Source organism: Kitasatospora sp. NPDC058184 (assembly GCF_042883725.1).
Lineage (GTDB): Bacteria > Actinomycetota > Actinomycetes > Streptomycetales > Streptomycetaceae > Kitasatospora.
In genome coordinates this window covers 57526-79423 of record NZ_JBHVVE010000021.1, presented here as the reverse complement: position 1 = coordinate 79423, position 21898 = coordinate 57526, and the positions used below count along the sequence as shown (strand labels likewise).

Annotated in this window: 20 protein-coding genes and 1 CRISPR repeat array; of the genes, 10 read left to right on the top strand and 10 right to left on the bottom strand. The window is 73.6% G+C overall.

Features of this window, described 5'->3' with window-relative positions; genetic code table 11:
- The first annotated feature begins 160 nt into the window (after positions 1 to 160).
- From cas6 to cas2, 8 genes are read left to right on the top strand one after another with little or no spacing between them, the layout of a single operon-like run.
- Complete coding sequence (gene cas6, locus ACFVXH_RS31550; protein ID WP_387829295.1) at positions 161 to 925, top strand: CRISPR-associated endoribonuclease Cas6; 765 nt, start codon at positions 161 to 163, stop codon at positions 923 to 925.
- On the top strand, positions 922 to 2334 hold the full coding sequence (locus tag ACFVXH_RS31545; protein ID WP_387829293.1) for a hypothetical protein: 1413 nt from the start codon (positions 922 to 924) through the stop codon (positions 2332 to 2334). The genes cas6 and ACFVXH_RS31545 overlap by 4 nt, the downstream gene beginning before the upstream one ends.
- The gene (cas7i, locus tag ACFVXH_RS31540; protein WP_387829291.1) at positions 2335 to 3396 is read left to right on the top strand and encodes a type I-B CRISPR-associated protein Cas7/Cst2/DevR; all 1062 of its coding nucleotides are present in this window, start codon (positions 2335 to 2337) and stop codon (positions 3394 to 3396) included.
- Positions 3393 to 4100, top strand: coding sequence for a CRISPR-associated protein Cas5 (cas5, locus tag ACFVXH_RS31535; RefSeq protein ID WP_387829289.1), 708 nt, complete (start codon positions 3393 to 3395; stop codon positions 4098 to 4100). The genes cas7i and cas5 overlap by 4 nt, the downstream gene beginning before the upstream one ends.
- Positions 4082 to 6490, top strand: a complete 2409-nt coding sequence (gene cas3 / locus ACFVXH_RS31530) for a CRISPR-associated helicase Cas3' (protein WP_387829287.1) — start codon at positions 4082 to 4084, stop codon at positions 6488 to 6490. The genes cas5 and cas3 overlap by 19 nt, the downstream gene beginning before the upstream one ends.
- Positions 6487 to 7008 carry a CRISPR-associated protein Cas4 gene (locus ACFVXH_RS31525; protein WP_387829285.1) on the top strand — a complete coding sequence of 174 codons (522 nt, stop codon included), beginning with the start codon at positions 6487 to 6489 and terminating at the stop codon, positions 7006 to 7008. The genes cas3 and ACFVXH_RS31525 overlap by 4 nt, the downstream gene beginning before the upstream one ends.
- On the top strand, positions 7008 to 7988 hold the full coding sequence (cas1b, locus tag ACFVXH_RS31520) for a type I-B CRISPR-associated endonuclease Cas1b (RefSeq protein ID WP_049652020.1): 981 nt from the start codon (positions 7008 to 7010) through the stop codon (positions 7986 to 7988). Before ACFVXH_RS31525 ends, cas1b begins: the two co-directional genes overlap by 1 nt.
- 6 nt (positions 7989 to 7994) lie before the next feature.
- Entirely contained in the window at positions 7995 to 8258 is a 264-nt protein-coding gene (cas2, locus tag ACFVXH_RS31515) for a CRISPR-associated endonuclease Cas2 (protein ID WP_049652019.1), read from the top strand.
- Positions 8259 to 8347: 89 nt separating this feature from the next.
- Positions 8348 to 8835: a CRISPR direct-repeat array (repeat unit 29 nt; unit sequence GTCGTGATCAGCCCTGGAGGGCTTGCAAC).
- 88 nt (positions 8836 to 8923) lie between these two features.
- Here the strand turns inward: cas2 and ACFVXH_RS31510 are convergent.
- The 3 genes from ACFVXH_RS31510 to ACFVXH_RS31500 all read right to left on the bottom strand — a co-directional run bounded on the left by ACFVXH_RS31510 (position 8924) and on the right by ACFVXH_RS31500 (position 11384).
- Positions 8924 to 9799: a class I SAM-dependent methyltransferase gene (locus tag ACFVXH_RS31510; RefSeq protein ID WP_234348398.1), complete on the bottom strand. Its 876-nt coding sequence runs from the start codon at positions 9797 to 9799 to the stop codon at positions 8924 to 8926.
- Between the two features lie 110 nt (positions 9800 to 9909).
- The gene (locus ACFVXH_RS31505; RefSeq protein WP_387829282.1) at positions 9910 to 10776 is read right to left on the bottom strand and encodes an RNA polymerase sigma-70 factor; all 867 of its coding nucleotides are present in this window, start codon (positions 10774 to 10776) and stop codon (positions 9910 to 9912) included.
- Positions 10773 to 11384, bottom strand: a complete 612-nt coding sequence (locus tag ACFVXH_RS31500; RefSeq protein WP_387829280.1) for a carboxymuconolactone decarboxylase family protein — start codon at positions 11382 to 11384, stop codon at positions 10773 to 10775. The genes ACFVXH_RS31505 and ACFVXH_RS31500 overlap by 4 nt, the downstream gene beginning before the upstream one ends.
- A gap of 245 nt (positions 11385 to 11629) precedes the next feature.
- Here ACFVXH_RS31500 and ACFVXH_RS31495 point away from each other — a divergent pair, with 245 nt between their 5' ends.
- Positions 11630 to 12088 (top strand): DinB family protein, encoded by a 459-nt coding sequence (locus tag ACFVXH_RS31495; protein WP_049652026.1) that lies wholly within the window; start codon positions 11630 to 11632, stop codon positions 12086 to 12088.
- Between the two features lie 21 nt (positions 12089 to 12109).
- Here ACFVXH_RS31495 and ACFVXH_RS31490 read toward each other — a convergent pair whose 3' ends face one another.
- On the bottom strand, positions 12110 to 12613 hold the full coding sequence (locus ACFVXH_RS31490) for a hypothetical protein (protein ID WP_049652015.1): 504 nt from the start codon (positions 12611 to 12613) through the stop codon (positions 12110 to 12112).
- 220 nt (positions 12614 to 12833) lie between these two features.
- The gene (locus ACFVXH_RS31485; RefSeq protein WP_387829278.1) at positions 12834 to 14483 is read right to left on the bottom strand and encodes a CehA/McbA family metallohydrolase; all 1650 of its coding nucleotides are present in this window, start codon (positions 14481 to 14483) and stop codon (positions 12834 to 12836) included.
- Positions 14484 to 14718: 235 nt separating this feature from the next.
- Here ACFVXH_RS31485 and ACFVXH_RS31480 point away from each other — a divergent pair, with 235 nt between their 5' ends.
- Positions 14719 to 15639: a polysaccharide deacetylase family protein gene (locus ACFVXH_RS31480; RefSeq protein WP_387829276.1), complete on the top strand. Its 921-nt coding sequence runs from the start codon at positions 14719 to 14721 to the stop codon at positions 15637 to 15639.
- A 53-nt stretch (positions 15640 to 15692) separates the two neighbouring features.
- Here the strand turns inward: ACFVXH_RS31480 and ACFVXH_RS31475 are convergent, their stop codons facing one another.
- From ACFVXH_RS31475 to ACFVXH_RS31455, 5 genes are all read right to left on the bottom strand, one after another.
- Positions 15693 to 16076 carry a barstar family protein gene (locus tag ACFVXH_RS31475; protein WP_380777709.1) on the bottom strand — a complete coding sequence of 128 codons (384 nt, stop codon included), beginning with the start codon at positions 16074 to 16076 and terminating at the stop codon, positions 15693 to 15695.
- Positions 16077 to 16162: 86 nt separating this feature from the next.
- A complete protein-coding gene (locus ACFVXH_RS31470) occupies positions 16163 to 16816 on the bottom strand; it encodes a 4'-phosphopantetheinyl transferase (protein ID WP_387829274.1) in 654 nt (217 codons plus the stop codon).
- A gap of 173 nt (positions 16817 to 16989) precedes the next feature.
- The gene (locus ACFVXH_RS31465) at positions 16990 to 19392 is read right to left on the bottom strand and encodes an arylsulfatase (RefSeq protein ID WP_387829272.1); all 2403 of its coding nucleotides are present in this window, start codon (positions 19390 to 19392) and stop codon (positions 16990 to 16992) included.
- Between the two features lie 50 nt (positions 19393 to 19442).
- Positions 19443 to 21053, bottom strand: a complete 1611-nt coding sequence (locus ACFVXH_RS31460; protein WP_387829270.1) for a dipeptide ABC transporter ATP-binding protein — start codon at positions 21051 to 21053, stop codon at positions 19443 to 19445.
- Complete coding sequence (locus tag ACFVXH_RS31455) at positions 21050 to 21898, bottom strand: ABC transporter permease (RefSeq protein WP_387829268.1); 849 nt, start codon at positions 21896 to 21898, stop codon at positions 21050 to 21052. The genes ACFVXH_RS31460 and ACFVXH_RS31455 overlap by 4 nt, the downstream gene beginning before the upstream one ends.

The window sequence follows — 21898 nt, the reverse complement described above, 5'->3', positions numbered from 1 at the left end:
CCGTTGCGGCGACTCGGCGGTAGTGCATCGTCGCAGGTCAGGGCGTTTTGGGTCTGCTGCCTCTGAGGGTGGACGCTGTTCCCGTCGCGGGGCTGGCGGCGGTGACGCCGGGGCCTCTAGCACATATGGCTGGCTATTGCTCCAAATCGTGAGGAATGCGGTGTCGATCGTTTACGCCCAACTACGTTGCGGCGTGTTCGGGTTGCGGCACGCGGGTCGGGAGAGTCTGGTGCGGGTGAGGGTGGATGTGACGCCGGATGCGTCGAGTGTGCGGTGGGAGGACGTGCACGGGGCGGCGCGGGGCGTGGTGTACGGGTTGCTCGGTGGGCAGGACGAGGCCTTGGCGCAGGCCTTGCACGACGGCGGGTGGCGGGGGAAGCCGTTGAAGCCGGTGGGGGTGGCCGGGCCGCTGTTTCTGGGGGCGCCGCGGAAGAGGGGCGTGTACTCCACGTCGCGGGACGGTTCGGTGTGGTTCGGGTCGCCGGTGCCGGAGATCGCGTCCGTGCTGGTGCGCGCGCTGGCCGCGGCCGATGAGCTGGTGTGGGGCGCAACGCGGTTGCGGGTGCGCGGGGTCGCGGTGGACATGGATGCGCTGCTGCCGCCGGGGGAGGGGTCGGTGGAGCTGGAGACGATGACGCCGGTCGTGCTCAAGCACGAGAGCTGGAACCTGCTCCCGGGCGACGAGCACTACCTCGACCGCCTCCAGCACAACCTGGCGCACAAGGCGGACGTGTTGGGCCTGCCGGCCCCGCACGGCCTGCGGGTGCTGGAGGCGGGCCCCCGGCGGCGGTTCACGGTGCGTGGGGCGCCGCGGATCGGGGCGCGGGTGCGGGTGGCGATGGAGGCTGACGGCCGGTTCGTGAACGCGATCCGTTCCTGGGGGCTGGGCCTGGACACGATCCAGGGCTTCGGGTGGGTACGGTGACGGCCCTCGTCGCGTCCGGCCATCCCTTGCAGCGGGCGGGTGCCTGGGCCGTGGCCGTCATCGCCGAGCGCGACGTCCCGGGCCGGGTGAGCGCCGCAGACCTCGACGCCATGGCGTCCGTCCTGGTGGCGGACGTGCTGGCGGCCGCGACGGCACCCAAGGACAGCGGCGGCCGCTACGACTGGTGGAAGGTCCTGTTCGCGCTGTACCCGAACTCGAAGGCCACACACAGCAAGCGGCCCTCCGACCCGAACGTGCTGAGGCCGGACATCGAAAGGCTCTTCGCCCCGGACGCCCCGCAGTCCGGGCCGGTGCGGCCGTGCACGTTCTGCGGCGCCGGTACGGCGGTGGTCTGGGCGAAGTCGAATCTCCCCCTGTTCGACACCAGCAAGGCCCTGAACACCCTGCCGCCCGGCGTCCCCGGCTGGCCGGTCTGCCGGGGGTGCCGGATCGCGATGTGGGCGCTGCCCTACGGCGCCTGGGTGACGGCCGGCTCGGCCACCGTCCTGTCCTGCCAGGAACCGGGCACCGAGCGGGAGTTCGCCCGCCGTAACGTACGGCGTGCCCGTCGCGTCATGCAGGCCGGTTTCGCCGGGATGCCCGCCGGGGCCAGGCCCGAGCTCGTCGTCCTCGCCGGGCTGCGGGACGCCACCGACGGCCTGTGCGCGACCACCTTGTGGAGCTTCAAGAACGACAACCAGGAGCCCTGGCTGCGCGTCACCCGCACCCGGCGCGCTGTCCCGGCCTTCCTTGCCACCGTCGACGGCAACGCGCCGCTGCGCCGTGGCTGGCACCTGCTGCGTCGTGCCCTGGCCCGGCCGGACGCCGGGAAGAGCGGCGCGAGCGAGGCGGCGCGGCTGCTGTTCGAGGCGGAGGACGGCCGGAGCCGCCCGCTGCTCGGGCAGCTGCACCGCCTCCTCGCGGATCCCGACGGCGCGTGGGGCGTCGACGACCGCGAGGCCCTGGTCCGGCTCGCCTTCACCTACGCCGAGGAGGTCTTCGGAATGGAAACCGATCTTGAACCGGTGGCGACGCTGATCGCCGACTGGATCGCCCAGGACGGCTCGCGCGGGCGCCTGGCCGAGTACCGCAGGGCCGCGCTCAACGACTACCAGCTCGGCGCGCTCATGGTGAAGGCCTACACGCGTCTGCAACTGGACGGGAACAAGACGCCGTTGGCGGGCCCCGAGCTGTGGAAGCCGCTGATCGGGCGCCGGCCGCGCGCCTGGGAGCAGCGGATGCTCCTGTTCGCGCTGGTGTCGGTGATGCTCCAGCGCCGAGGGGTCGAGATCAGCGGCAAGGAGCCCGACCCGCAGCAGGAACGCGAGATCGAGGAGCTGGCGGAGCAACCGGCGTTCGGCGTGGACGCCGAGGACGAGTACGACGCATACGAGATGGAGCAGGCGTAGATGGCTTACCTGGCAGGGATGATGGTGCTCTCCGTGCAGGCCGGGGCACCCAACAACGGGCGGAGCGAGGAGACCGTGTCCCGCGTCAAGTTCGCGCGGATCAGGGGCCGTAAGTACCCGTACGTGTCCGCGCAGGCGGCGCGTCGCTGGATCCGGGAGACCATGGTCGAGCGCGGCTCGGTACCGTCCCCCGTCACCCGGGTCGGCAAGGCGCAGGGTAAGGCGCAGAAGGCCAACACCCAGGCGGATCCCGTTCGTTACCCGGACGACGACCTGTTCGGCTACATGCGGGCGGGTTCGAGGAAGGACGACGCGGCGACCACCCTGCGCGACAGCCCGTTCATGCTCGGCACCCTGATGTCCGTCGAACCCGCCTACCCGACCGAGGACTTCGGCGTCATGTCCCGGGGGGTGACCGAACCCGTCCTGCACGGCCACGAGTTCTACACCGCCGACCTCGCCGCGCCCTTCCTGCTCGACCTCCCGAGGATCGGCACGTTCACCCTGCCCGGCGCGGACGGGGTGGGCCGGCCCAACTACCTCACCCAGGAGCAGGCCCTCCAGGTGGCGGAGGCCGCCGCGCTCGGCGCCACCACCGGCCCGTTCCGCGACCAGCCGGCTGTCCGGCTGCCGTTGGAGGAGCGGCGCCGCCGGGCCGCGCTGCTGCCCGAGGCGATCGCGCACCTGAGCGGCGGGGCGAAGCAGGCCCTGCACTACGGCGACCGGGTGCCCGCGCTGATCGTCCTGGTCGCCTTCAATGGCGGCATCAACCCGCTGGGCCACGTGATCGACAGCGACCCCGACACGGGGGTGCGGGTGCGCGGGGACGTCCTGGTCCAGGAGCTCGAAGCGTGGGCGGGGGAGTGGGAGGGGCCGGTACGGATCGGTTGGCGGCCCGGCTTCCGCGACCAGGCGCGCGAGGACTTCGAGAAGCAGTGCGAGCGGCAGCTGGCCGAGGGCACCATCGTCGTCGACCACCCCCGGACTGTTCTGCTCAAGCTGGCGGAGGAACTGCGCGCGGGCGAGCTGGACGGCTGGTTCGACGACCCGGAGCCGCGATGACCCCGGCGCCACCGGGCGGGCCGGTACGGGCCCTGCGTGCGACGTTCCACGCGCCCGTGGCCTCCTTCCGGGACCCGCTGTTCCCCGGTGTCACCCGCGTTCTCCCGGTGCCGCCGCCGTCCACCGTCCGCGGGCTGCTGGCGGCCGCCACCGGCGCGTACGCCGAACCCTTCGTCCTCGGCATGGCGGCCTGGTCGGAAGGCCACGGTACCGACACCGAGACCTACCATCCGATCGCCGCCGACGGCAGCAACCCGTCAGCCGGCGGCCGCATCCGGGCCGGAAAGGGCGGTACGACGGCCAAGGACCGGCCCTTCCTCGCCGACGTCCACCTGACCCTGTGGCTGCCCGAACCGGGAGCGGACGGCGACCGGTTCGCCCGGGCGCTGCGCCGGCCTCGTCACGCCCTGCGCCTGGGCCGCTCCCAGGACCTGGTCCACCTCACCGGACTGGCCCACGTCGTCCTCGAACCCGCCGAGCGGGCGGTCGTCGGCCACGCCCTCGCCCCCGCCGACGGCCACGCCGTGCCCTCCGCCCACGAGCACCGCCTCGCCGACACCGTCTCCGCCGACCGCCTCACCACCCGCTGGTCGCCGTACCTGTGGTGCGACGAACCCGCCGGGGCGGCACCGGTCCGCGGCGCCTACCGAGAAGCACCCACCAGTAACGAGGACACCCAGGCCGTATGGCTGCTGACCCCCTGACCCCACCCTTGGCCCCACCACGAAGGCGCGCCCTCACCGACCTGCGGGCCAAGTCGCTGCCCCGGGAAGACCCCGAACGCCTCACCACCCACCTGCGCACCGTCCACGACGCGGTCGCCCAGCTGGAGGCGCGCATCGGGGCCGCCGGCGTCATCGCCACCGAACCGCAGTTCTGGAGCCTCGTACGCGTCGCGGCGCTGCTGCACGACGCGGGCAAGATCGCCGAACTGTTCCAACGGCAGGTCGAACCCGGCGGCAAACCCTGGGGCGAGCGCCACGAGGTCCTCTCCCTCGCCTACGTCGACCTGCTGGCCCCGGCAGCGGGGTGGGGCAGCGAGGAGCGCCTGCTGATCGCCACGCTCGTCGCCGGCCACCACCGGCCGCTCCACGCGGCGTCCTCCCTCGGCGGCGGCAAGCCCGCCCTGTCCCGCCTCTACAACGAACGGACCCGCTGGGACGAGGCCTTCGGCCACGTGCCCGGCCCGGACGGCCCACGGCCGCAGGTCCCGCGCGGCCTGCACCAGGAACTCCTGGCCTGGCTGGCCGGCTCCCTCGGCACCGAACCCGCGCCACCGGGGCCGAACGACCCGGTGCTCGCCGACCGGGCCCGCCTGCTCCTCCAGGACGTCCTCACCGCCTGGAGGCTCCCGGTGAAGGCCCACCAGGGCCTGCTCGCCGTCCTGGCCCAGGGCGCCCTCACCCTGGCCGACCACGCCGGCTCCGCCCACGTGGACCTCCAGACCCACATGCCGCTGCCCACCGACTACCTCGCGCGGCTCCCGTACCCGCCGCACCGGCACCAGCACGACGCCGGTACGACCGTGGGCCACCTCGTCCTCATCGCCCCCACGGGCAGCGGCAAGACCGAAGCCGGACTCGCCTGGTCAGACCGGCAGTTGGCGACGATGGCGGGCAGGCCCAGGGTCGTGTGGACCCTGCCCTACCGGGCCTCCCTCAACGCCGCCCGACGCCGCTTCCAGCACACCCTCCACCCGGCCGCGGGGGAGAAGCAGCCCGACATCGGCCTCCTCCACGGCGCCCTCGCCCGTACCCTCCTCACGGAGGCGTCGGAGGACGACTGCTGTAGCGGCCCCACCAAGGACGACGCCCGCAAAGCCCGCGCCCGTGCCAACGCCATGCGCCTGTTCACCCAACGCCTGCGCGTCGCCACGCCCCACCAACTCCTCGCCGCCGCCATCGCCGGGCCCACCCATTCCTCCGTCCTCCTCGAACAGGCCAACTCCCTGTTCGTCCTGGACGAACTCCACGCCTACGACCCCGAGACCTTCGGCCGGCTCTGCGCCGCGATGCGGCTGTGGGAACAACTCGGCAGCAGGATCGCCGTGTTGTCCGCGACCCTCGCCCCGCCGCTGCTGACCATCGTCGACGAGAGCCTGCACCAGCCCGTCACCTGCCACCGGGCCGAGCCCGGGACGGCGCCGGTGCGGCACCGACTGGTCGTCGACGAGCTCGCGCTGACGGACCCGGAGAGCATCGCGCGGCTGGAAGGGTGGATCGACGAGGGGCACAGCGTGCTGGCGGTCGTCAACAGGGTTGCCGCGGGGCAGGCCCTCTTCGCCGCCCTCGCCGACCACGCCCGCGAGCAGCACCCCGACGACCCGGACGCCGCGCTGCTCCTCCACTCGCGCTTCAAGAACAAGGACCGCGACGAGATCGAACGCCGACTCCTGAAACGCCACCGCGAGCGCCGGCCCGACGACGCGCCGCGTCGAGGAGGGCTGGTCGTGGCCACGCAGACGGTGGAGGTCTCGCTGCAACTCGACTTCGACCGGGGCGCGGTGGAGAACGCCCCTATCGAGGCCGTCGCCCAGCGCGCCGGACGCGTCAACCGCCGAGGCCTCCACCCGGACGGGGCGGTCGAGTTCCGGGTCCACCGGACGGACGGCCACCGCCCGTACGACCAGGGCGCGGTGGAGGCCGCCTGGTCGGCGCTCACCACCCTGGCAGCGGAAGGCGCCACCGACCTCAGCGAACAGGACATCGACCGCCTCCTCGCCCTCGCCTACGACACCGACTGGGGCCACAAGTGGGCTGAGAGGGCTCGGGAGGCCCGCGACGGGTTCACCGCCGAGTTCCTCACCTTCGCCGACCCCTTCCACGACCGCACCGAGTACGCGAACTCCCTCGGCGAACGCTTCGACACCGTGGAGGTGCTCCTGGAGGAGGACACCGAGGAGTACCGCCGACTCGCGGTCGGCAGGAAGGCGGACCCGCTCCTCGCCGCCGGACTGCTCATCCCGCTGGGCTACGGGCAGTTGAAGACCTACAGCCACGCGTTCGACCGGTCGCTAGGCGTCCATCTCGTCAAGGGCGAGTACGACCCCGTCCTGGGCCTCCGCCCGCCCGCCGAAACGGAGACGATCCTGTGAAACCCATCCCTGCGAGTCCACTCGGCGACGACCAGGGCCTCGGTGGCGTCCACATCAAGTACCTGCGCCACTGCCCGCGCCAACTCTGGCTCTACACACGCGGTTACCGGCCCGAAGGCGGCAGCGACCTCGTCGCCTTCGGGGAGGTCGTGAGCGAGACCACGTTCACGCGACGGCGGGACGTCGACCTCGGCGAAGCCCGCATCGACTGGGTCACCGCCGGGGCCGTCATCCACGAGACCAAGTCCTCCCGCAGCCCATCACCCGCCCACGACGCCCAAGTCCGGCACTACTGCCTGCTGTTGGAGCGCCGAGGCGTCAACGTGCGCGGCGGCACCGTCCACTACCCCCTCATCCGCCGAACCACCGATGTCCCCTGGAACGAAGAGGCGCGGGAAGCGGCCGAGACCGCCGAGGACGAGGCCCGCGCCGTCATCGCCTCGGCCGAACCCCCCGACCGCCGGACCCGTGCCGCCTGCCGCGGCTGCTCCTACCTCGGCTACTGCTGGGGAGACTGATGCCCGCCGTCGGCCGTACCTACTGGCTCACCGGACCCTGCCGCATCCGCCGCGAGGACGACAGCATCCGCATCGAGCGTGCCGACGGCAGCCCCGTCCGCATCCCCATCACGGACATCCGCGACCTCGTCGCCTTCGAGCACGTCGACCTCAACACCTCCGTGATGTCCCTCCTCAGCCGACACGGCGTCACCGTCCACATCCTCGACCACTACGGCAACTACGCCGGACACTTCGCGCCCGCCGAGGCCATGTCCTCCGCCACCGTCCTCCGCCGACAGGTCGAGATCACCGGTGACCCCGCGCAACGCCTCCCGGTCGCGCGCGGACTCCTCCTCGCCACCGCCGAGAACCTCCGCTGGGCCCTCGACACCGACCTCCTCGACCCGGCACTCGAAACCCTGCGCACCGCCCTGCCCGACTGCCACGACACCGACGAACTCATGGGCCAGGAAGGCAACTTCCGCCGCACCGCCTGGGCCGTCCTCGACACCCGCCTCCCCGCCTGGCTCCGCCTCAACGGACGCACCCGCCGGCCACCCACCAACGCCGGCAACGCCTTCATCAGCTACCTCAACGCCCTCACCTACGCCCGCGTCCTCACCGCCCTGCGCAGCACCCCGCTCCACCCCGCCATCGGCTTCCTGCACAGCGACACCGACCGCCGCCGCAACACCCTCGCCCTCGACCTCGCCGAACCCTTCAAACCCCTGCTCGCCGAACGGCTACTGCGACGGGCCGCCGGCCAGAAGCACCTCAAACCCAGCGACTTCGAGACGGAAGTCGGCCGCGCCGCACTCAGCGCGGACGGCCGCAAGAAGATCGCCGCCCTGGTTCGGGAGGAACTCGCGACGACGGTGTACCACCGGACGCTGAAGCGGAAGGTCAGCTACGAGGAGCTCATCCACCTCGAAGCACTCAAGCTCGTCCGGCTGTGTCTGGAAGGCACGCCGTACAAGCCCTTCCGGCCCTGGTGGTAGCCGCCGATGTTCGTCATCCTGGTCTACGACACCGCAGCCGAACGCAACCCGAAAGTATTGAAAACCTGCCGCAAGTACCTCCACTGGACCCAGCGCAGCGTCTTCCACGGCGAACTCACCGCCGCCCAGTACCGCGCCCTCACCCACACCCTCAATAGCGTGATCGACCCCAGCTACGACAGCATCGTCACCTACACCGCCCGCTCCCCGGACATGATCGACAGGGCAACACTCGGCGCCACCCTCGGCGGGCCGGGCGAGATCCTGTGACCAGTGCCGCTGCAGTACCGGCCGGTCGCCGCGCTTCCGCTGCCTACGGCGACGCCCGTAGGTGCGCTGACCTTGGGCTTTACCCTCGGGTCGTGATCAGCCCTGGAGGGCTTGCAACGCGGCACCGCGACCGCGCTGTGGGTGAGCCTGCACGGTCGTGATCAGCCCTGGAGGGCTTGCAACCCCCGGCCGCAGCCGCCGCGCTGCGCCTGCTCGCCGACGTCGTGATCAGCCCTGGAGGGCTTGCAACCGGACCAGTGTGGTGAATGCCGACAGGGTGCGGACGTCGTGATCAGCCCTGGAGGGCTTGCAACCCGAGGTCGAGCCGATCGGCGGCGGCTGGCGGTTCACCGGTCGTGATCAGCCCTGGAGGGCTTGCAACGGCATGGGGGTTCCGATCTGTAGTGCCGCGACTAGTCGTGATCAGCCCTGGAGGGCTTGCAACCCGGGCGTCCAGACCACGACGGTGCGGTCGGCGAGCAGTCGTGATCAGCCCTGGAGGGCTTGCAACAGGGTGGGGCAGCTGATGCCGGTACCGACGCGCCCGGGTCGTGATCAGCCCTGGAGGGCTTGCAACGTCTTCCCGGACCCGGCGTAGCCGCCGACCAGGCCCAGTTGTGATCGGTCCTGGGCTTGTGGCAGGCCCAGGACCGACCGGCGCCGGGTCAGATGCGGATGGCCGTGAGGACGTGGTAGTCGAGGAGGCCGTCGCGCCAGGCGGGGAGGAAGTGGCGGGTCCAGTGGGCGGCGGGGACGGCGTCGGTGAGGTAGCGGTCGAGGCCGGGCCAGACGTCGGCGCCGATGGATTCGGTGGTGATGTCGGTGAAGCCGGTGCGGGTGAGGGAGGTGGTGAAGTCGTCGAGGGGGTGGGCGATGTCGAGGCCGTCGGCGAAGCTGGCGAGGAGGATCTTGAGGCGTTCGGCGACGTCGGGGCCGGGGGCGGTGAAGAAGGTGGCGACGACGAGCCGGCCGCCGGGGCGCAGGACGCGGGCGGACTCGCGGGCGAAGCCGGTCAGTTCGCGGAAGTGCTGGGCGGCCTCGACGGAGAAGACGCCGTCCAGATAGCCGTCGGAGAAGGGGAGTTCGTCCGCCGAGCCGAGGGTGTACGCCAGCCGATCGGGGTACGTTGCCAGGGCTCTCGCGTTGACGGCGCGGGCCCGTTCGATCTGGTCGGGGTGGATGTCCACGCCCGTCACGCCCGCGAACCGGAACTCCCGCAGGGCGAGGGCGGCACCCAGCCCCCGGCCGCAGCCCACCTCCGCCAGCCGCAGCCGCTCCCGCGGCTCCGGGAACTCCCGCAGCACCCGCCGGTACATCTGCTCCTGGCTGCGCACCCGGTCCTCGGAGGTCGGGTCGGCGAGGTCGATCCCTTGCCAGTAGCCGAAGTTGATGAAGCCTCCGGCGAACGACGGGGCGGTGCTGAGGTCGTCGACGCCGTACGTCCGGCGTACGGTCGGGGGGATGCGGTTGTGGTCCATGGGCCGCTGGGTCTCCTGCTCGGTGGGCGCCCGGCCGTCGGGCGCGCCGAGGTACGTACCCAAACCTGTGGTGGTCCGAACACGGTACGTGATGGCGGAGCGTCCAGGGAGCGGTGGGGAGCGTGGTGGTGCTCCGAGCGGGCTCGGGGCACCACCACGCGAACGGGGAGAGGCTACCGGGTGAGGTCGGCCGGTGTGTCGAGGCGGGTCAGTTTCCGCGGGTTGCGCACGATGTAGACCCGGGTGACCCGGCCGTTCTCCACCGCGAGGCTCACCACCGAGGGTTCGCCGCCGATGTCGATCCGGCCGGCCGGGGCGCCGTTGAGCCACACCGCGGTGGTGTCGAACGGGACCGGCAGCCGCCCGGTGCGCGCGAGCAGCGCGGCCACGGCCTCGGCCCCGTGCACGGGGGCCGGTACGGCGGCCGCGATCCCGCCGCCGTCGGCGATCAGGACGACGTCCGGTGCCAGCACCTCCATCAGGTCCTGCAGCCGCCCGGTGCGCAGGGTCGCCAGGAACCGTTCCACCACCCGTTGTTGCTCGGATCGGCTGACCCGTACCCGGGGCCGGCGGGCCGCGACGTGCGAGCGGGCGCGCCGGGCGATCTGCCGGACGGTGGGCGGGGTCTTGCCGAGGGCCTCGGCGATCTCCTCGTAGGGCAGCTCGAAGACCTCGCGCAGCACGAACACGGCCCGCTCGGTCGGCCCGAGCGTCTCCAGCACGGTCAGCATCGCGAAGGAGACGCTCTCCGCGAGTTCGACGTCCTCGGCGACGTCGGGGCTGGTGAGCAGCGGCTCCGGCAGCCACTCGCCGACGTACTGCTCGCGCCGGCGGGTGAGTGTCCGCAGCCGGTTGAGGCCCTGGCGGGTGACGATCCGGATGAGGTACGAGCGCGGGTCGTGCACCTGGGCGCGGTCGACCCCGGCCCACCGCAGCCAGGACTCCTGCAGTACGTCCTCGGCGTCGGCGGCGGAGCCGAGCAGCTCGTAGGCGACGGTGAAGAGCAGGCTGCGGTGGGCGACGAAGGGGTCCTCGGTCATGCCGGCTTCACTCCGGCCGACACGTCAGCGGCGGTGTCGGCGGCATCGTCGGCGGTGACGGTGGGCCGGGCCGGCGGGATCCCGCAGGAGTCGGAGAAGCCCTGCGACCGGACGCCGTTCGCGGTGTTGTTCCTGGTGGCCATGTTGACGAAGGCGACGTAGGCGGTGAGTTCGACCATGGCCGCCGGGCCGAGCTCGCCCAGCAGGTGCTCGTACTGCTCGTCGGTGACGGCCGGCGGGGTCACGGTCATGGCCTCGGCGTACGCCATCACCTCGCGCTCCAGCGCCGTGAACACCTCCGCCGCCCGCCAGTTCGGCACCTGGCTCGCCTTGGCCGGGTCCAGGCCCTGGTTCCGGGCCTGGAAGTAGCCGACGTCCAGGCACCAGCCGCAGCCGACCTGGGCGGCCACCGCCATGTGCGCGAAGGACTTGAGGCCCTCGTCGAGCGCGTCCCACTCGGCGATCCCGCGGGAGAAGTCCAGGTTCGCGGTGGCGACGGCGGGGTTGTGCCAGACGGCCTCGACGGGTTCGAGGGCGGTCCCGAACGTCCTGATCATGTTCTCGCTCAGCTCGGCGGGCAGCTGGGCCTTCGGCAGTCGCAGTGCCATGGTGTCCTCCGGGTTCGGTGGTTCGGCGGGTTGCCGGACATGAAGACACCGGAGGGCGCCCGGATGTGACAGCGGATGGCGAAGCCGGGAAGCCAGCCAGGTGGGCGGCCGGGAGAAAAGGCGTTTCGGACCGGCCGGGCGGTTCGCTACAGTCCGCCGGGAGTCCGACCACCGCGAGGAGACCGACCACCGTGACCGTCCCCGACGACCGCCCCGCCCCGCCGCTGACCGGCGGCGAGCGCGAGATGCTGCGCGGCTTCCTCGACTTCCACCGGGCGACCCTGGCCCTGAAGTGCGAGGGCCTGACCGACGAGCAGCTCCGGCTGCGCTCCAGCCCGCCGTCCACGCTCAGCCTGCTCGGGCTGGTCCGGCACATGGCGGAGGTCGAGCGGGTCTGGTTCCGCCGGGTGATCGACGGTGAGGAGCTGCCGCTGGTCTGGTCCGAGGACGGCGACTACCAGGCCGCCTACGACCCCGCCGGCGCCACCCGCGCCGAGGCCTTCACCGCGTGGCAGGCCGAGGTCGAGCACTCCCGCCGGATCGAGCTGGCCGCCGACTCCCTCGACGTCACCGGCTACCAGGCCCGGTGGGACGCCGAGGTGTCGCTGCGGCTGGTGATGCTCCACCTGATCCACGAGTACGCCCGGCACAACGGGCACGCGGACTTCCTGCGGGAGGCGATCGACGGCACGGTGGGCGCCTGAGCGCCGAGGGGAGCTACCGGGCTACCAGCCGAGCAGGTGGGTGCGCCGGGTGAGGGCGGTGAGGACGGAGCCGGTGGCGGCCTCGGGGGTGAGGGCCGCGGTGTCGAGGGTGTGGGCGGTGTGGACGGTGTCCTCGGGCGCCGGGCCGGGGTGGAGGACGACGTAGTGGAGGGCGGCGCCGGTGGCGCGGCTCTCGCGGCGGAAGGTGTCGAGGGCGGCCGGGGCGGCGGGGGCCTCCACCACGACCTGGTAGCCGCGGGTGGCGTAGGCGAAGGCGGCCTGGGCGGCGGCCGCGAGGGCGGTGGCGTTCTGGCGCCCGGCCTCGGGCAGGTGGGGCGGGAGCTGGCCGCTGCGTATGACCCGCAGGAAGTCGTCCGTCCGCAGGTGGACGCTCGGGTTCAGTTCCCGGGCGAGCAGCTCCGCGACCGGGCTGTTCCCGGCCCCGGCCGGGTCGACGAGGACGAGGACGCCCCCGGCGCCCCCGCCGCCCCCGAGCTCCGGCCCACCTACGGTCGTACGGTTCACAGCTGCTGATCCCTTCGCGGGCCGGGGACGGTCGGGTAGCCGGGGCGGGGCGGTCGGAGTGCGAAGGGGCTGGTCGGCCCATATCCGGACATCCGACCGCCTCGTCCCTACGACTGATGCGTTTCGGGGATCAACCTAGTCCAAACGGGTGGTCCGAGTCGTCCCCAGCCCGCTTCCTGGGCGGGTCGGAGTGGTCGGTCGGCGGGGCCGGCCGGGGTGGTCAGCCCGCTTCGGTGCGCAGCACGATCGGGTTGGTGAGCGCCGCCATCGGGCCCCAGGGCAGGTCCGGGCCCATCGAGTTGCCCCTGCCGGGGGTGCCGTCCGCCTTCGGGTGGCGCACCTCGGCCCGGACGTAGGCGGCGAGCGAGGCGGTGGTGCGCCAGATCACGGTGCCGGAGCCGTCGGCGGGCAGGGACTCCTGGTGCATCTGGCCCTCGTCGGTGAGCAGGCGGACCGTCCCGCCGGGTACGCCGGAGACGGTGAGCCGGACGTCCAGCGGGGCGTCGGCCGGGACGGTCAGCTCCTCGCCGATGCCCGCCCGGCGGCCGTGCCCGGTGACGGTGAGGTCCAGCGTGACGGCGGAGGACTCGGCCAGCCAGCTGCGCCCGGCGCGCAGCCCGTCGAGGACCGCGTCCCGGGTGAGGTCCTCGGCCAGGACGACGTTGTGCGGGGAGCCGATGGCCTGCGGCTCGCTGTGCGCGTCGCTGTTGCCCAGGGCGGGCAGCCAGGAGCGGCCCTCGCGCAGGGCGACGGCGAGCCGGCCGTCCCAGGTGTCCACCGCCGACTCGTCGTCGTACGTCCAGGGGCCGTTCCACACCTCGACGCCGTCGGCCTGCTCGTAGCCGAACTTCCACTGGCAGGCGACGTACGGGCAGTACGGGTGCGCGGGCACGACCAGGCCGCCGGACCGGTGGACCTGGCGGACGAAGCGCGGGAACTCCTCGTCGCGGGAGCGGTAGCGCCAGTCGACGAACTGACCGGGCTCCAGGCCGAGGGCCAGCCAGTGGCCGTTGCGGGTGGTGATCTCCTCGCCCGGCAGGATCAGCAGGTCGGGGCCGGCCAGCGGGCCCCAGACGGCGTGCGAGGAGCTGGTGTTGTGGTCGGTGGAGACGATGAAGTCCAGGCCGGCCGCGCGGGCCCCGGCGGCCACCTCCTCCGGCTTGCGCCGCCCGTCGGAGTGGACGGTGTGCAGGTGGCAGTCGCCCCGGTACCAGGCCCGGCCGCGGCCGCGGGCCCGCTCCGCCGGGTACTGCGGGGTGAACCGCGGCCCGGGGGCGCCGAAGCGGAGGGTGACCTCGACGTGGTACTCCAGGCCCTGCGGGGCGACCTGGTAGGGGCCGAGGACCACGTGCCAGGTGCCCGGGTTGACCGGGCCGGGGAGGTAGCCGGGGGTCGCGGCGGCGCGGGAGAGGCTGAACTCGGTGCGGAAGCCGCCGGACCAGCCGCGGAAGCCGGGGCCGCCGAGGTCGGTGCCGCGCTCGTCGAAGATGCCGATGTCGCAGGAGTTGCCGGGGGTGCCGGCCGGGACGGGCGGCTTGTCGTAGCCGTAGGAGACGGCGATCTCGCGGACGCCCTCGGGGACCTCGACCGGGAGGTAGACGAAGTCGGGGGAGCCGGTGGGCAGGTGGCCGGTGAGGGTGAGGGTGCGGTCGGGGGGTGTGGCGCCGGGGGCGGCGGCGGGGCCGTCGGCGGGGGCGGCGTCCGCCCGGCCGGTGGTGGCGGCGAGGCCGAGCGCGGTGGCGGCGCCGGTGGCGAGGCCGGTGCGGAGCAGGTCGCGGCGGGCGGGCTGCGGAGTCGGCGGGTGGGTCGGCTGGTCGGCCGGTTGGTCGGCGGGTCGGTTCGGGCGCGGGGTGCTGGGCTCGGTCGGCATCGAGGTCTCCGGATCGGGGCGGGCGGGTCGCTCGCGGGCTTACCCGGGCGGGTGAACCGGGGGTGAGTCGTGGCCCACGGCGGCGGGGCGGGTCGGTGAAGAGGCGCCGGGCGGGGGCGGGGGCGAGTTGCGGGGAGTGACGAATGGTCGGTTCATAGTCATGTCATCGGTTTACATGCCATCGGGTTGTATGAGGCATGGCGTGTGCGAGACATGGCGCGGATGGGAGACGGGCGTGTCGGTGAGTCGGCGGGCACTGCTCATGGGGGTGGCCGGAGGAGCGCTGGTGGGGTGCCGGAGCAGGGCGGCGGGCACCGGTCCGGCCTCGCCCTCGGCCTCGGCGCCACCGTCCACCGAACCGTCCGCCGAACCGCTCGCGACGCCGTCCGGCGGGCCCACCGAGGCCGTCGCGCCGACACCCGCGCCGGACCCCGCGAAGCAGCCCCCGCACCCGGCGACCCGGGCCGAGGTGGTCGAGCGGTACGGCGCGCTGGCCCCGGCCGAGTGGGGGCTGGACGTGTCCGGGGTGATCACCGAGCTGCCGGAGGGCGAGAGCGCCATGGCGCTCACCTTCGACGCCTGCGGCGGCCCCGGCGGCAGCGGCTACGACGCCGACCTGATCGACGCCCTGCGGGCGCACGGGGTGCCGGCCACGCTCTTCCTGAACGCCCGCTGGATCGACGCCAACCCGGACGAGTTCGAGCAGCTCGCCGCCGACCCGCTGTTCGAGATCGGCAACCACGGCACCGTCCACCGTCCGCTCTCGGTGACCGGCCGCTCCGCCTACGGCATCGCCGGCACGCGCGGCGTCGGCGAGGTGTACGACGAGGTGGCGGGCAACGCCGAGAAGCTCACCGGGCTGCTCGGGCACCCGCCCCGGTTCTTCCGCTCCGGCACCGCGCACTACGACGACGTCGCCACCCGGGTGGTCGCCGACCTGGGCCAGCGGGTGGCCGGATTCACCGTCAACGGGGACGACGGGGCGACGCTCCGGTCCGCCGAGGTGCGGCGGGAGGTCGCCTCCGCCCCGCCCGGCGCGATCGTGATCGGGCACATGAACCGCCCAGGCGGCGGCACCGCCCCCGGGGTGGCGGCGGCGGTGCCGGGGCTGCTGGCGGCGGGGCGGCGCTTCGTCCGGCTCTCGGACGTGCTGTAGCGGGGCACGCCCCCGCGACGGGGCCCCGGGCGGTCAGGCGGGGTGAAGGGCGGTCAGGCCAGGCGCAGGCCGCCCGGGTGCTCCTCCTCGATGATCCGGACCAGCCAGTCGAAGACCGTCGGCCCCCTGCCCGCCCGGGCGGCGTCCAGCTGGGCGGTGATCCGCGCGCGGTTGGTCGGGTGGGCGCGCGCCAGCCGCAGCTCCAGCTGCCGGACCGTCTCCGGGTAGCCGAGGTTGCGGCGGGAGACCTCGTGGTGGCGCCACTCGATGACCCAGTCGCCGTCCTCGGGGGTGCCGTAGCCGCCGCGCAGGCAGTCGGCGAAGGCGTCGAGGTTGCGGCCGAAGTAGCCGTCCACGCCGATGGTCCGCCCGACCACGTCCCAGAAGTCCTCCAGGGTCTTGATCTCGTCGCCGTCGATCACATAGGTCACCGTCACGGGGTCGAGGATATGCCGCCCCGATCGCGGGTCGGTCGGTGACGGTCCGGGGGCTGGTCGGTGACGGCCCGGGGCCTGGTCGCCGGTCAGGGGGCGACGGCGATCGCGGTGGCGAGCAGCCCGTCCCGGACCGCCCAGCGGCCGTCGAAGCCGTCGAGCCGGCGGCCGTTGACCACCGGGCCCGGGACGAGCAGCCGGGCGGTGAAGGTGCCGTCGGGGGAGAGGTCCAGTTCGGCCTCCTCGAAGTCCAGGAAGACCTGCGTCAGCGGGAACCAGGCCTTGTACACCGACTCCTTGGCGCTGAACAGGATGCGGTCCCACGGGACGTCCGGGTGCTCGGCGGCCAGCTTGGCGAGCCGCTGCCGCTCGACCGGCAGCGCGACGGCCTCCTGGACGCCCTCCGGCAGCGGCAGCGCGGGCTCGGCGTCGATGCCGACGGAGGCGAGGGCGCCGGCCCGGGCCACGGCCGCCGCGCGGAAGCCGTCGCAGTGGGTGAGGCTGCCGACCACGCCGTCCGGCCAGCTCGGCGCGCCGCGCAGGCCCGGGACGAGCGGGCGGTACGGGACGCCGAGCCGGGCGAGGGCGGCCCGGGCGCAGTGCCGGACGGTGGTGAACTCGCGGCGCCGCTTGTCGACGGCGCGGGCGACGGCGGGCTCTTCCTCGGGCTCCAGCCGGGCCTCCGGCGGGTCCTCGTAGGCCACCTCGGTCACCACGACGTCCGGCAGCAGGTCCCCGATCATCCGTTCCCCCCTCGGTCGGCCGCGCGGCCGGGCTGCCGCGCGGGACGAGGGTAACCCGGGTGGGGGGATCTTGGCGGGTGATCGGGGATCATGGCCGACCGGCCCGGCCCGACTGGCGCGGACCGGCCGGTCCGAGTCCGGTCCGGGGCCGGTCCGGCCCGGCTTGGGCGCGGCTACTCGAAGGCGGCCGCCGCCTCGCGCAGCGCCCGGGCCACCGTCTCCGGGTCGTACGGCGCGGGCTCGCCGGGCCGGTAGGTGACGGAGTGCAGGGCGCCGGTGTAGCGGAAGGAGCGGTGCCGCTCGTACAGCGGCCAGGAGACCGGGGACTTGCGGTCGATGCCGACGCTGATGCCCTGGAACGGGGCCATGCCGATCAGCTGGTGGACCGGGCCGAGCAGGGCGGGCTCCGCCCCGGCCGCGGCGCCGTCCCCGGTGTCGCCCACCGGCAGGCCGTCCACGAGCAGCCGGAACTCCCATCTGAGGTCGGCGACGGCGGTGACCTCCAGGGTGATCAGCCGGGCGCCGGCCGGCAGCGGTCCTCCGTCGGCCTCCAGCAGGTCGCCGTACTGGTTGTAGGCGAGGCGCAGCCGGCCCTCCTCGACGTAGAGGCTGTAGCCGCCGCCCTGGTCGCCGTGCGAGACCAGGACGCCCTGGTCGCCCGGCCGGTAGCCGTCGAGCGCGGCCTCGACGGTGAAGGAGCGGAAGGCGATCAGCCGGGAGGAGCGGTAGCGCTCCAGTTCGGGGGTGCCGGCCAGCAGGGTGACGGGGCGGCGCAGCCGCTCGGCCTCGGGGCCGCGCAGGGCGAGGGCGCCGCTGCCGTCGGCGAGCGGGAAGACCCCGTCGCGCCAGGCGGCGGCCTCCCAGGCGGCGGACAACTCCTTGACGAGGTCGGGGTGTTCGGCGGCGAGGTCGTGGATCTCGGTGGGGTCGGTGCGCAGGTCGTACAGCGCCCACTCGCCGTCGTCGTACGGGGTGCCCGGGCGGTGCAGGGTGACCAGCTTCCAGCCGTCGCGGTAGTAGCTGCGGTTGCCGGTCATCTCGCAGTACTGCTCGTGGTGGGTACCGGGCGCGGCGCCGTCGCGCAGCACGGAGGTGAAGCCGGTGCCGTCGAGCTCCTGGACGGGGTGGCCCAGGCGCTCCGACGGCCGTTCCACGCCCGCGAGTTCGAGCAGGGTGGGCAGGATGTCGGTGACGTACTGGTACTGGGTGCGGACGCCGGTGTCGCCCTCGGCGCGGGGCAGGCCGGCCGGCCAGGAGAGCACGAAGGGGACGCGGACGCCGCCCGCGTAGGTCTGGCCCTTGTAGAGGCGGAAGGGGGTGTTGGAGGCCATGCCCCAGCCGCGCGGGTAGTGCACCAGGCTCCGCGGGCCGCCGATCAGGTCGATCTCGCGCCGGACGTCCGGGTTCCAGTCCGCCGGCAGGTTCGGGTGGTGGACGAAGCGGCTGAAGTAGCTGCGGGTGCCCTCGGCGCCGCCCTCGCCGGTGCCGCCGTTGTCGCTGGTGAACACGATGATGGTGTTGTCGAGTTCGCCGAGGGCGGCCAGGGTGTCGGTGAGCCGGCCGAGGTTCTGGTCGACGTTGTCGACCATCGCCGCGTACACCTCCATGTAGCGGGCGTACAACGTCTGCTGGACGTCGGTGAGTTCGTCCCACGGGCCGACCTCGTACCCGGCCTCGGAGTTGCGCTCGGGCAGCTCGGTGCCGGGCGGGAAGTGGCCGGCGGCCAGCTGGCGGGCGAAGCGGGTGCGGCGCAGCTCGTCCCAGCCGCCGTCGTAGCGGCCGCGGTGGCGGGCGAGGTCCTCGGGCTTGGCCTGGAGCGGGCCGTGCACGGCGTTGTGGGCGAGGTAGAGGAAGAAGGGCTTGTCGGCGTCGTGGGCGCGCAGTGAGGTGACCATCTTGACGGCCTGGTCGGTGATGTCGTCGGTGTAGTAGTAGCCGTCGGGGAACTCGTCGATGTCCAGCGGGCTGTTGTCGCGGACGAGTTGGTGCGGGTGGAAGAGGCTGGTCAGGCCCTCCAGGACGCCGTAGTACTGGTCGAAGCCCTTCTGGAGCGGCCAGTTGGCGCGGTCGTCGGCGGCGTTGGAGGCGGAGTCCCGGGTGAGGTGCCACTTGCCGACCGCGTAGGTGGCGTAGCCGGCGTCGTGCAGTAGTTCGGCCAGGGTGGGGATGTCCCCGGCGACCTCCATGCCGTAGCCGGGGAAGCCCGGGTCGGCGTTGGCGACGAAGGAGTAGCCGACCCGGTGCGGGTTGAGGCCGGTGAGCAGGGCCGCCCGGGCGGGGGAGCAGAGCGGCATGGTGTGGTAGTTGGCGAGCCGGACGCCGGTGGCGGCGAGGCGGTCCAGGGTGGGGGTGGGGATCTCGGCGCCGAACGGGCCGATGTCGCTGTAGCCCATGTCGTCGATCAGCACGACGACGATGTTGGGCGCGCCCTCGCGCGGGCGGACCCGCCGCGGCCAGGCGGGGACGGACTCGGCGAAGGTGCGGCCGACGGTGCCGGGGAAGCCCGCGTACGGGTCGCGGCGGTGCGGGTCGGGCTGCGGCGTCGGCCGGAGGTGCGGGTCGGGCGGGGTGCTCATACGGTGCTCCGGGGGTGGCTCGGGCGGGTGGCGGCTCGGCGGGCGCCGGCTCAGCGGCTGGCGGCCGGAGCGGGCTCCAGGCCCGGCACGGCGGCCAACAGCTCGGCGGTGTAGGGGTGTTCGGGCGCGGTGACGACCCGGTCGGCCGGACCGGTCTCGACGATCCGGCCGCGGTGCATCACCGCGATCCGGTGGCTGACCCGGCGGACCACCGCCAGGTCGTGGGCGATGAACAGGACGGCCAGGCCGAGTTCGCGCTGGAGCCGGGCGAGCAGCTCGATCACCTGGGCCTGGACCGAGACGTCCAGCGCGGAGACCGGCTCGTCGCAGACCAGCACGCTCGGTTCGGGCGCCAGGGCCCGGGCGATGCCGATGCGTTGGCGCTGGCCGCCGGAGAAGGCGCGCGGGTGGCGGTCGGCCACGGTCGGGTCCAGCCCGACCTGCTCCAGCAGTTCGGCGACCCGGGCGGCGCGCTGCTCCCGGTCGCCGAGGCGGTGGGCGATCAGCGGTTCGGCGATGATCTGCCCGGCGGTCATCCGGGGGTTGAGCGAGGAGTACGGGTCCTGGAAGACGAGTTGGACCTCGCGGTGCGGCCCGTCGCGCCGTGCCCCGCGGCCGAGTTCCTCGCCGCGGAAGCGGATGCTGCCGCCGGACGGCGGGTGCGCCTGGGCCAGCGCCCGGGCCAGGGTGGACTTGCCGGAGCCGGACTCCCCGACCAGGCCCAGCGTCTCGCCGGGGTGCAGGTCGAGGTCGACGCCGTGCAGCGCGGTGACGGCGCGCCGCCCGGAGCCGTACGTCTTGGTCAGGCCGCGGACGGTGAGCAGCGGCCGGGTGCCCGGGGTGCTGTTGGCGGCCGCCCGGGAGGGCTCCTCCAGGCGCGGAACGGCGGCCAACAGCTCCAGGGTGTACGGGTGTTCGGGCCGGGCGAGGACCTCGGCGGTGGCGCCGCTTTCGACCACCCGGCCGTGCCGCATGACCAGCAGTCGGCGGCAGGTCCGGGCGATCACCCCGAGGTCGTGGCTGATCACCACCAGGGCGGTGCCGGTCTCCCGGTTGATCCGGGTCAGCAGCCGCAGGATCTGCTGCTGGACGGTGGGGTCGAGGGCGGTGGTCGGCTCGTCGGCGACCAGCACCTCGGCGTCGTGGGCGAGCGCGAGGGCGATCATGATGCGCTGGCGCTGGCCGCCGGAGAACCGGTGCGGGTGGTCGCGCAGCCGGCCGACGGCGTCGGGGATGCCGACCAGGTCGAGCAACTCGGCGGCCCGGGCCCGTCGTTCGGCCTTCCGCAGGGGGTCGCCGTGGGCGCGCAGCGCCTCGTCCAGCTGGCGGCCGACGGTGAGCACGGGGTTGAGCGAGGACATCGGGTCCTGGAAGACCATGGCGATCCGCCGCCCGCGCAGGGCGCGTAGCGCGGTCTCGGGGAGGGCGGCGAGGTCCTGCCCGGCGAGGTGGACCGAGCCGGCGGTGATCCGGCCGCCGGGCGGCAGCATCCGCAGCAGCGCCAGCGCGGTGGTGGACTTGCCGGAGCCGGACTCGCCGACGATGCCCAGGGTGTCGCCCGCTCCGAGGTCGAAGGAGACGCCGTCGACGGCCGTGGTGCCTTGGGGGTCGGACTCGCCGAACCGTACGGTGAGGTCGGTGACGCGGAGCACGGTGGTCATCGGCGGATCCCCCGGTTCAGGGCCTCGGCGATCAGCGTGAAGCCGAGCACCAGCGCGGTGGTGGCGGCCAGCGGGGCGGCCGCGAAGGTCGGGTGGGTGGCCAGGTAGGCGACGGACTGGCTGAGGATGCTGCCCAGGGTGGGATCCGGCGGGCGGACCCCGAGGCCGAGGAAGCTCATCGCGCCCTCGATGAACACGCCGAGCGAGAGTGCCACGGCGGTCTGGACGATCAGCGGGTCGACGGCGTTGGGCAGTACGTGCCGCAGCAGCACCCGGGCCCGGGAGGCGCCGCCGACCCGGGCCGCCAGGGCGTACTCGCGCTCCCGCTGGACGAGGATGCCGGCTCGCAACTGCCGTCCGTAGCCGGGGATCTCGGCCAGCGCGATGACGATCACCACCGGCCAGCGGCCCGGGCCGAGGACGGCGGTGACGGCCAGGGCGAGGATGAGCCCGGGGAAGGCGAGCAGCAGGTCGAAGGCGCGCTGGGCGGCGAGGTCGGACCACCGGGAGGTGGCCGCGAGCAGGGCGGCGGAGCAGCCGAGCAGGGCGCCGACCGGGACGGCGGTGACGATCAGCGCGAGGTCGGTGCCGATGCCGTGCAGCACCCGGCTGTACAGGTCGCGGCCGAGGTCGTCGGTGCCGAAGGGGTGCGCGGCGCCGGGGCCGGCCAGGGCGAGCGCGCTCTGGGCGTTCGGGTCGGTGCCGGTGAGCAGCGGTGCGAGCAGTCCGGCCAGGGCGACGGCGCCGACCAGGGCGAGGCCGGTCAGGCCGCGCGGGCTGAGCAGGGCGGCGCGGTAACGGCCGCGCGGTGCGGCGGACTTGAGGGGAAGGGCGGCGGTGGTCAT